Annotated in this window: 9 protein-coding genes and 1 pseudogene; 5 read left to right on the top strand and 5 right to left on the bottom strand. The window is 73.4% G+C overall.

What is annotated here, in order from left to right; translation table 11 throughout:
* From ACZ4W5_RS37370 to ACZ4W5_RS37360, 3 genes and pseudogenes are all read left to right on the top strand, one after another.
* Nucleotides 1-255: pseudogene (locus ACZ4W5_RS37370) on the top strand (hypothetical protein); the annotation flags it as partial.
* A gap of 213 nt (nt 256-468) precedes the next feature.
* Nucleotides 469-1,410 carry a TIGR01777 family oxidoreductase gene (locus tag ACZ4W5_RS37365; RefSeq protein WP_465659657.1) on the top strand — a complete coding sequence of 314 codons (942 nt, stop codon included), beginning with the start codon at nt 469-471 and terminating at the stop codon, nt 1,408-1,410.
* A 177-nt stretch (nt 1,411-1,587) separates the two neighbouring features.
* Nucleotides 1,588-2,403: a hypothetical protein gene (locus tag ACZ4W5_RS37360; RefSeq protein ID WP_465659655.1), complete on the top strand. Its 816-nt coding sequence runs from the start codon at nt 1,588-1,590 to the stop codon at nt 2,401-2,403.
* Nucleotides 2,404-2,408: 5 nt separating this feature from the next.
* Here ACZ4W5_RS37360 and ACZ4W5_RS37355 read toward each other — a convergent pair whose 3' ends face one another.
* Entirely contained in the window at nt 2,409-2,849 is a 441-nt protein-coding gene (locus ACZ4W5_RS37355) for an SRPBCC family protein (protein ID WP_465659653.1), read from the bottom strand.
* 167 nt (nt 2,850-3,016) lie between these two features.
* Entirely contained in the window at nt 3,017-4,093 is a 1,077-nt protein-coding gene (locus ACZ4W5_RS37350; protein WP_360245550.1) for a Rieske 2Fe-2S domain-containing protein, read from the bottom strand.
* Between the two features lie 228 nt (nt 4,094-4,321).
* Between ACZ4W5_RS37350 and ACZ4W5_RS37345 the strand changes: the two genes are divergently transcribed.
* The gene (locus ACZ4W5_RS37345) at nt 4,322-5,959 is read left to right on the top strand and encodes an alpha/beta hydrolase (protein ID WP_465659651.1); all 1,638 of its coding nucleotides are present in this window, start codon (nt 4,322-4,324) and stop codon (nt 5,957-5,959) included.
* 37 nt (nt 5,960-5,996) lie between these two features.
* On the opposite strand, the gene ACZ4W5_RS37340 is transcribed toward ACZ4W5_RS37345, so the two are convergent.
* The 3 genes from ACZ4W5_RS37340 to ACZ4W5_RS37330 form a co-directional block, all read right to left on the bottom strand.
* The gene (locus ACZ4W5_RS37340; RefSeq protein WP_465659649.1) at nt 5,997-7,496 is read right to left on the bottom strand and encodes an MFS transporter; all 1,500 of its coding nucleotides are present in this window, start codon (nt 7,494-7,496) and stop codon (nt 5,997-5,999) included.
* Nucleotides 7,497-7,693: 197 nt separating this feature from the next.
* Entirely contained in the window at nt 7,694-8,107 is a 414-nt protein-coding gene (locus tag ACZ4W5_RS37335) for a hypothetical protein (protein ID WP_465659647.1), read from the bottom strand.
* A 100-nt stretch (nt 8,108-8,207) separates the two neighbouring features.
* The gene (locus tag ACZ4W5_RS37330; protein WP_465659645.1) at nt 8,208-8,669 is read right to left on the bottom strand and encodes a DUF6234 family protein; all 462 of its coding nucleotides are present in this window, start codon (nt 8,667-8,669) and stop codon (nt 8,208-8,210) included.
* A gap of 367 nt (nt 8,670-9,036) precedes the next feature.
* On the opposite strand from ACZ4W5_RS37330, the gene ACZ4W5_RS37325 reads away from it, so the two are divergent.
* Entirely contained in the window at nt 9,037-9,387 is a 351-nt protein-coding gene (locus ACZ4W5_RS37325; protein ID WP_465659643.1) for a hypothetical protein, read from the top strand.
* Nucleotides 9,388-9,548: the final 161 nt, after the last annotated feature.

The raw sequence follows: 9,548 nt of genomic DNA, 5'->3' as shown, positions 1-9,548 counted from the left end.
GGACAGCTCCTGTCGGTGGGCGCCGGGCACTACACGCCCGAGGTCGCCAAGGTCACCATCAGCTTCGGCGACGACCCCACGCAGTACCCGGCCGTGATGGCGGACGGCGCGTTCGCCTACACCGCGGCCATCTCCACCGGCTCCTCCGACCCGAAGTCCTTCCCCCCGAGCCCCTACGTCCACGCCTACAACGCGGACGGCAAGGAGATCTACAACCAGAAGACCCAGCCCAACACCAAGAACACCCACCCGTAGGCGTTACTTCGGGCACTCGGCGGTGGGGCGACCGTCCCAGCGGTAGTGCGGGGCCTCATCGGCTGCCGCAGCGCCAGGGCCGCCACGCCGCCGAGTGGCCGCTCCGGCGCGCCGGGCCCACGCGCCCGGCGCGCCGGGGGCCCGGGCGGCTCCGGGTGAATTGAACGTGTTCAATATGCGCGCTAGGCTCGGGGTGAAGATGAGGGGGAACTCATGAAGATCGTCATCCCCGGTGGCTCCGGCGTGCTCGGGACCCTGCTCGACCGCAGCCTGACGGCTGCCGGGCACCAGGTCACGGTGCTCAGCCGGCGCCCCGCCGGGCCCCGGCAGGTCGGCTGGGACGGACGGACCCAGGGCGCCTGGGCGGCCGAGCTGGACGGCAGCGACGTGGTCGTCAACCTGGCCGGGTGCAGCGTCAACTGCCGCTACACGCAGGAGAACCAGCGGGCCATGATGGACTCCCGGGTGGACTCCGCCCGGGCCGTCGGCCAGGCGATCGCCGCCGCCCGCAGGCCCCCCGCCGTCTGGCTGCAGATGAGCACCGCCACCGTCTACGCCCACCGGCACGACGCGCCCAACGGCGAGCTGGACGGCCGGATCGGCGGCACCGAGCCCGACGCCCCCGCCTCCTGGCGGTACAGCGTCGAGATCGCCCGGGCCTGGGAGGGCGCCCAGGCGGACGCCGACACCCCGCAGACCCGGCGCCTCGCACTGCGCACCGCCGTCGTCCTCGGCCCCGAGCGCGGCGGTGCCTTCGACTCGCTGTCCTGGCTGGCCAGGCTCGGCGTCGGCGGGCCGATCGCGGGCGGCGCCCAGTACGTGTCCTGGATCCACGAGCGGGACTTCGTCCGTGCCGTCGAGTTCCTGATCGCACGGCAGGAGCTCAGCGGCCCGGTCAACCTCGCCGCCCCGAACCCGCTGCCCCAGCGCGAGTTCATGCGCGAGCTGCGCGCGGGCTGGGGCATGCCGCTGGCGCTCCCGGCGACCCGCTGGATGGCCGAACTCGGGGCCTTCGCGCTGCGCTCGGAGAGCGAACTGCTGTTGAAGAGCCGCCGGGTGGTGCCCGCCCGGCTGCTGGAGGCGGGTTTCTCCTTCACCTATCCGGACTGGCCGCAGGCCGCCCGAAACCTGGTGCGGCGGCTGCGCGGACGGTGAGGCGGGCGGTGGTCGGACGGCGGCGCGGGCCCGGGGGAGGGCCGGGTCGTCACGGGGCTGTCACAGCTGCGCGCCGGAGCTTGCCCGAAGCGGGCCGGGACGGCACGGTGGTGGCGGCCACGGGGGGCGGGGCCACGGGGGAGGGGGCGCGGGATGCGCACGGTGCGGTTGTCGTCCATGCAGATGCGGAGCGAGCGCTCCGGTGTCGGGTTCGTGCTGATGGTCGCCACGGCCGTCGTCCTGGTCGGCACCGGCGCGATCGACCCCCTCGGGGCCTTCCTGGTCGCGGTCCTGGTCGCCGCGGCCGCGCTCTTCGCGACGCCGTACGCCTTCTGGCTGCGCAGCGACGACCGGGGCGTCACCTTCGTCCGGTACCTGCTGCCGCGCCGCTTCGCGTGGGCGGAACTCCGCGGGCTGGCGATGGAGTTCGGCGAGGAGGTGGAGAGCGGCAGCCGCCACCTCACCCTGCGGCTGCGGCTCGCCGATCCGTCGGGCCGGGTTCCCGGACCGCTGCTCGGCAAGTTCCCGGTCACCCAGGGGGACACCCCCTCGGGTGTGCCGTCCCGGGCCATGGCCGAGTTGTTCGCGCTCTTCGGTGAGCGCGGACTGCCCGTCGAGGAGGCGGAGTTCGCGAACGAGGTGCTCCGGGTGCGCGGCTTCCCGCCGCTGCCGCCGCTGCGGGTGTGGGCCGCGCCGGCCGAGGGGGTGCCCGGGCCGGAGCGGGCCTACGCCGACGCGCCGGGCATCGACGAGGAGGCGGACGCCCTGCCGGCCGAGGGCCCGCGGCCCCGGCAGCGGGGGCGGCGTGAGTACCTGCTGCGGCGCGCCGCGCTGGCCGACCGGGTCTTCCTGCGGGACGGGGACGGGCTGGCGTTGGCGATCGCCCTGCGGGCGGCGGAGCAGCTGGTCAGGTACGACCAGATCACCGTCGAGGGCGACCAGCGGCACTACGTGCGCGAGCAGTACCTGAGCTGGCGCGCCCGCAATCCCTAGCCGGTTCAGTCCCGGGCGGGGGCGGGGGCCGTGGCCAGCAGGTGGTCCAGCACCCGGCCGAAGACCAGCCGGCCGGCGAGCGCCACGGCCGGGTCGAACAGCCGGGGCAGCCCGGTGATCCGCAGCTCCTCGGCCCACACCGCCTCGCTGCCGGCGCCCACCGCGCGGACCCGCAGCTCGGCGCCGCCGCGCACCACCCGGCCGCGCTTCGCCAGCCGGCACCGCTCGGGCGCGACCAGTTCGACCAGCTCCATCGGGTCGTCGAGGCGCAGCGGCCCCAGGGCCGTCCGGGCCAGGACCACGTCCCCCACCTGCTGCCCGCCGCCCCGCACCACGCTCACCCGGGTGAGCGGCACCCGGTCGCCGTGCCGGTGCCATGCGGTCAGCCGGGCCCAGCACTCGGCGGGCGGCAGCGGGGAGCGGCGGGTCAGGACGAAACGGGCCATGCCGCAGTCTACGGCTCCCGGGGTGGCGGCGGCCGGACGGCGGCTGCTGGCGAGGCGGCCTGAGCGGCCAGGGCGGCCAGTTGGCCTGGGCGGCCTGGGCGGGCCGGAAGGCCGACGCGACGGTGCGGCGACGGCGCTCCGTCTCCGCACCGCCGTCGGGCGACCGGTCAGTTCAGCCGGGCGCCCTCCTGGTGGGTCGGCGCCGGCAGCTGCTGCCGGTGGTCCGGCGGGTAGAACTGCCGGGCCCAGTGCCGCATCGCGCCGATCGGCCCGTCGCCGGCCGCGAGCCGTGGCGGGGTCAGGTACTTCTTGGTGGACCAGATCGGGAAGTCCGCCGAGGTGAACTCGACGCTGTGCCGGAACATCGGACCGGACAGCAGTCTGGTCACCGTACGGCTGACCGTCCGGGCGAGCACCGGCGGCAGTCCGGCCGGCTCCGCCAGGGCGAAGCGGCTCGCCTGGCGCAGCTGCATCCGGGCGGGGGCGACCTGGGTGGGCATGACCAGCGAGCAGATCTGCAGGCCGAGCGAGCGGGTGTGGATGTCCGTGTGCAGCGCGGTGAGGCCGTAGCCGTCGACCTCGACCTCCACCTCGCGCATCCCGACCAGGGGGAACTTCTCCCGCACCCGCATCGAGATGTGGAAGCGCGGGCCGTCGAAGACGACCGGGGCCGCCAACTCGCCCTCCGGCCAGCCGTGCAGGGTGACGAAATGGCCGAGATCGAAGGAGTTCTCCATGACGTCCTGGGCGTGGCCGGGCAGTTCGAAGGAGATGTGCCGCAACGGCCGGCCGCCGAGGACGTGCCAGGCGGGGATCTCCCAGTCCGGCTCCCGGCCGTCGTGGTGGCGCCAGACGAAGACCGCCTCGTTCACCTCGCGCACCGGCAGCGGGGACAGCGCGGCGCGGGGTGGCGGGGTGCCGTAGCCGGTGCGTACGCAGCGGCCGTCGGCGTCGAAGGCGAAGCGGTGGAAGGGACAGACCAGCTGGGTGCCGTGGACCTCGGCGAGTCCGAGGTGGGCGCCCAGGTGCGGGCAGTACGGGCGGACGGCGCGCAGGCGGCCGTCCCGCAGCCGGTACAGCACCACGTCCTCGCCGGCGAGTTGCCGGGTGATCACCGTTCCGGGCTTGAGTTCGGCGGAGAAGGCGAGCGCGGCCCAGCCGTCGGGGTAGGGCAGGGCGGGCGGCAGTGCGACGTCGGCGGCGGTCGGCCGGGAGCTGACGGGGTGGACGTGCGGGTGGGACACGTGGCTGGGCCCTCCTGTCGGTCTGTTCGGCGTGGCCCGTCCCAGGCGCTTGGCGTCCGAACAGCGTGGATCCTCGATGCTAGTCACGGATCGGAGCCCTTCGTACGGTCAACCTCCGTACGAGGGGAAAGGTCTGATGATCAGTCGGGTCCGGAGGGTCGGTCAAAGCTTGGCAAAGTCCGGTCCGACCCCTGGATGTGCCATTGCACATGTCACATCATGCTCCCCATGAGAAAAGCCATCGCCCTGCTCTCGGCCGCCGCGGCCCTCGCCACCCTCGGCGGACTCGTCGGCCCCGCCTCCGCCGCCGAACCCGACGCCCCCGACCTGGTCGACACCGGCCAGGGCGCGCTCGCCTGGAGCTCCTGTGACGACCCGGCCACCCCCGCCCTCCAGTGTGCGATGCTGGAGGTGCCGGTGGACTACGCCGACCCGCACGGGCGCAAGATCAGGATCAAGCTCAACCGGCTGCCCGCCACCGCGCCCAAGGACAAGCAGCAGGGCCCGATCCTGCTCAACCCCGGCGGCCCGGGCGACTCCGGCCTGTGGATGCCCGCCTACATCGCCGGGAAGATCCCGGCGGACGTCGCCGCCACCTACGACTGGATCGGCTTCGACCCGCGCGGCACCAACGGCAGCGACCCCCATGTCATCTGCGACGCCCACTACTTCGACGCCGAACGCCCCGACTACCAGCTGAGCCAGGGCACCTCGAAGGCCTGGCTCAGGAAGGCCGCCGGATACGCCGCCGACTGCGCGGCCGACTGGTCCTGGCTGCTGCCGCACATGACCACCGTCGACAACGCCCGCGACCTGGACAGCATCCGACGGGCCCTCGGCGTACCGAAGATCAACTACTACGGCGGCTCCTGGGGCACCTCGCTCGGCTCCACCTACGGCCAGCTCTTCCCCTCCCATGTGCGCCGGATGGTGCTGGACAGCATCGTCGGCCCGACCATCAGCTGGTACGACCACAACGTCCTCCAGGACGAGGAGCACCAGCGTCGCTTCGACGCCTTCACCGCCTGGACCGCCAAGGCCGACCCGACCTACCACCTGGGCACCGACCCCGCCGCCGTGGCCCAGGCCTACCGCCAGGTCGAGGACGCCCTGCGCAAGGACCCGGTCGACGCCGCCCCCGCGCCCGGGAAGATCGGCCCCGCCGAGTTCGAGGACACCTTCTACGGCGGCGGCTACAACTTCCTGCGCTGGCCCCGGATGGCCACCGTGCTCTCCGCCTACCTCACCCAGCACGACACCCGGCCGCTGAACATCGCCTACAACAAGTACGCGGCCCCCGGCGCCGACGACGGCGCCTTCCCCGCCTACAACGCCGCCCAGTGCACCGAGAACGCCTGGCCGCGCGACTGGGAGTACTGGAAGAAGGACCAGGCGAAGGTCAACGCCCGCGCACCCTTCTACGCCTACAACAACATGTGGTACAACGCCGCCTGCATGTTCTGGCCCTACCAGGGCAACCCGGCCGGCCGCTTGAAGATCACCGGCAAGGGCCTGCCGCCCGTGCTGCTCTTCCAGGCCACCGAGGACGCCGCCACCCCTTACCAGGGCGGCCTCGCCATGCACGACGCGCTGCCGGGCTCCAAGCTCGTCGTCCAGAACGGCGGCAGCTTCCACGAGATCCTCTTCCACGACAACGCCTGCCTGGACGACACCTTCACCGCCTACCTGCGCGACGGCAGCCTGCCCCAGGGCAAGGGACGGATCGCCAAGACCTGCGCCCCCGAGGCCGACCCGGCCCCCGTGTTCGTGACCCCGCCGCCCGCCACCGCGAAGGCCCTCACCACCGCACCGGCCGCCCCGCTCGCCCCCACCGACCCCGAGGCCGTGCGCGGGGTACTGCGTTAGGGCGTGCCTGACACGACCTGAGGCACCGACATCGGGTCTAACGGGACTCCGAGGACCGGGCCACGGCGCTGAGCGGCGCAGCCAGCGACTCCAGGCTGCGCCGCTCCGCCGGCACACCGATCACCGCCTCGACCAGACCGGCGGCGGCCATCAGCGCCGCCCCGATGCAGAAGGCGAGCGTGGTGTCGGCGACCTTCCCGCTGCTGACCAGGCCGTTGAAGAGCAGCGGGCCGCTGATGCCGCCGACCGCCGTGCCGACGGCGTAGAAGAAGGCGATGGACATGGCCCGGGTCTCCAGCGGGAAGATCTCGCTGACCGTCAGGTAGGCCGCGCTGGCCCCGGCCGAGGCGAGGAAGAGCACGGCCGTCCAGCAGGCCGTCATGGTGGCGGCGGAGAGCGAGCCGTGCTGGAAGAGCGCGGCGGTGCCGAACAGCAGGATGCCGGAGCCGAGGTAGGTGCCGGCGATCATGGGTTTGCGGCCGACGGAGTCGAAGAGGTGGCCGAGCAGCAGCGGGCCGAGGAAGTTGCCGACCGCGATCACCGCGAAGTAGTAGCCGGTGTCGCCCTCCGGCACCGCGAAGTAGGTGGTCAGGATGGTGGCGTAACCGAAGGTCACCGCGTTGTAGAGGAAGGCCTGGCCGATGAAGAGCGCCAGGCCGAGGACGGTGCGGCGGGGGTAGCGGCGCACCACGGTGCGGGCGATGGCGACGAAGCCGAGCGGCTCGCGCTCGCGGATCAGGATCGGTTCCCCGGTGACCGCCGGGAGCGGCTCCCCGGTCGCCTCCTCGATGCTCCGCTCGGCCTCCGCGACGACCTGTTCGGCCTCCGACGCCCGCCCGTGGGTGAACAGCCAGCGCGGGCTCTCCGGGACGTGCCGGCGCACCAGCAGGATCACCAGGCCCAGCACCACGCCGATGCCGAAGGCGAGCCGCCAGCCGAGGTCGGTGGCGAACAGCGAGGTGTTGAGCAGGGCGATGGAGGCGAAGGCGCCGATGGCGGCGCCGACCCAGAAGCTGCCGTTGATGATCAGGTCGACCCGGCCGCGGACCCGGGCCGGGATCAGTTCGTCGATCGCCGAGTTGATGGCCGCGTACTCGCCGCCGATGCCGAAGCCGGTGAAGAAGCGGCAGAGGAAGAAGAACCAGGCCGTCCAGGACAGCGAGGTGACGGCGGTGGCGGCCAGGTAGACGGCGAGGGTGACCATGAACAGCTTCTTGCGTCCCAGCCGGTCGGTCAGCCAGCCGAAGAAGAGGGCGCCGGTGCAGGCGCCCGCCACGTAGACGGCGGCGGCGACGGTGGTCACCTGGGCGGTGGTGATGGCGATGCCGCTGCCGTCCTGGGCGAGCCGGCCGGCCATGTTGCCGACGATCGTCACCTCCAGGCCGTCCAGGATCCACACCGTGCCCAGGCCGATCACGATCCGCCAGTGCCAGCGGGACCACGGCAGCCGGTCCAGCCGGGCGGGCACGTCGGTGGCGATCACCCCCGGTGGGGGCGTCCGGTGCGCGGATGGGGTCGACTTCGCCGGATCGGTCATGACGGTCCTCCTTCGTCGGCCGGATGCCTGCTGCCCTGTCCGGATGACTCCCGCCGGGCCGTCACGCTCGGTGAACGGCCGCGACTACTCCGCCATGATGCCCCGGTGGCGACCGGGCCGCCGCCCGGGCGGCGGCCGACCGGGCGCGGTCGGCGCCGGGTCGTGGGGCCCGGGCGGCCGGCTCGGTGGGGTGGGTGTCAGTCGAACCTGCAGAGTGCGATGAAGGCGAGCAGGGCGGGGTAGGCGAGCAGGACGGTGGCGAGGATGCCACGGGTCAGGACGGCCCGCCGCCAGGCTGCGAGCAGCAGGAGCGGCCCGGCCGGGAACACGGGCAGCAGGAACAGCAGGGGGACCAGGTGGTACGGGAGCGAGACCGCGAGCTGGGCGCCGAGTACCACGCCGCCGACGGTCAGACAGGTGCGGCGGAACCGCGTGGCATCGGTGACCGCCAGGGGCAGCACGGTGCCGGCCAGCAGCAGGAGCCAGCCGGCGACGAGCGGCCAGGCGTAGGTGGTGTGGATCATGGCTGCGGGCTGCACCCAGGTGGCGGTCGCGAGCGCGACGAGCGGCCACGGGCGGTCCGTTCTGCGGCTGGAGAGCTGTGATGACATCCGGTCCCCCCGGTGGCTTTGAACAGGTTCAAACTGAACGGGTTCAAGCTATGTGCGGGGGCTTCTCCCGGGCAAGTCCGGACCACCGGCCTCGGGGCCGTCAGTTGCACCGCCCGCTGCCGCTGTAGCAGGGCACGTACCCGCTGGGCAGCGGGGCCGGTGGCGCGGGGTGGCGGCGGTCCCAGTCGTGCTGCATCAGCAGGACGGAGGCTGACAGCGCCAGCGCGACCAGCACCTGGATCGCCGCCGTCCAGCGTGCCCGCAGCAGCGCCGCGACCCCGGCGAGCCCGAGCGCGAGGCACAGCAGGTGCCAGGTGAAGTCGAGTCGGGCGCGGGCCAGCCGGTCGACCGCGCCGTCGGCGCCCTGCCCCGCCCAGGCCTCCATGCCGAAGGCGAACATCCGCAGCAGGTAGGTGACTCCCAGGGCGAGGAGGAGCAGCACGCCGACGCCGAGGTCGAGGCCGAGCGTCGGGCGCTTCGGGCGACGGAGCAGGCGCAGGAGGCGGAGGCGGCGGCGGAGATCGAGGCGGGCGGCGACAGGAGAGCGGTCGATCGGCGGCATGCGGACAGCCTGCCAGGGGTGGGGCGGCGCGGAATTGAGTACGGATACTCAGATCCGCCGCCGCCGAACGGCCGACCGCCGGCCCGCGCCACGGCCCGTACGTCACGGCTCGTACGCCACGGCCCGTACGCCGCGTCTCGTACGCCGGGGTTCGAGGCCTGGTCGAGTACGCGTGCACCGCCCGGTGCGCCTGGGTGTGCGCCGGTGCGCCGGTCGGGTGCCTGCGCTCAAATCACGGAGTGAGAAACGAAGTTGGCGCTTTGTTGCGGCGTGGTGGAGCATGGGCGGGGCCCGGTCTGTTGCGGCGCGCTTGCGCCCGGCCGGGGCGGTACGCGAACGGCGAGAGGAGGCGGGTCCCGTGGTTTCGGTGACACGTCCGTTTCTGGTCCGGGGGAGGGCGGTTCCGCTGGCCAGGTACCTGGCGGAGGAGGAGATCGAGGGCCTGGTGGCCTGTTCGTGCATCGGCAACGAGGTCACCATCGACCTCGCGGACACCCGGATCCTGGTGAGCCTGGCCGATGTCGGCGGGGTGGTGGGCCTCACCTTCCACATGGTCCAGGACGGTCCGGCCAAGCCCCGGTCCTGGACGCGCCGGCTGCCCAGCGACACCGGGCCGAAGGAGCTCGCGACCCGCATCGCCCGGGACGTACGGACCCTGGAGCGCGAACTGGCACCGCTGCGCCGCCGTCCCCCGGAGCGCCGGGGGCCGGTCGGTTGAACCGGTGTTGCCGCTGGCCCGCCGGTTCCCGGTGGCCCGACGGTGGTTGACGGCCCGGGGGGGGGGGGGGGGGGGGGGGGGGGGGGGGGGGGGGGGGGGGGGGGGGGGGGGGATGGGTGAAGCGAAAAAAAAGAAGGCAGCGGGCCGCTTTCCTCACCGCA

It is taken from the genome of Kitasatospora sp. NPDC029367 (assembly GCF_055569135.1).
This window is presented reverse-complemented; position numbering and strand designations above follow the sequence as displayed.